We start from the raw sequence: 255 nt of genomic DNA, 5'->3' as shown, positions 1-255 counted from the left end.
TTTAGTTGTTCTAAATGAGAAATTTTTAACGACGCTAATATGGTATTTCACCCTTCAAATTGATTGGAGACTTAGTGTAATTGGTATAACCACCCTATCTACGGTACTCTTTATAGAAAGAAAGCATCAAGCGTACAACTAAGTTGCACGCACACGATGAAAACAACACAGCTACTCACAGGTGACGTCGTGACTATTCGCGAATGTGCGCCAATCTCTAAGAAAAAATCTTGGACGCTAGTTGACGTGATTGAA

Annotated in this window: 1 pseudogene; it reads left to right on the top strand. The window is 38.8% G+C overall.

Annotated elements, in window-relative coordinates:
* Nucleotides 1-95: 95 nt before the first annotated feature.
* Nucleotides 96-255 (top strand): annotated as a pseudogene (locus DRB05_RS00020) (30S ribosomal protein S17); the annotation flags it as partial.

The sequence above is a fragment of the Pseudoalteromonas sp. A757 genome (assembly GCF_004103285.1).
Classification (GTDB): domain Bacteria; phylum Pseudomonadota; class Gammaproteobacteria; order Enterobacterales; family Alteromonadaceae; genus Pseudoalteromonas; species Pseudoalteromonas galatheae.
Note: the sequence above shows the minus strand (reverse complement) of the source record. Positions and strands in the feature narration are given on the sequence as shown.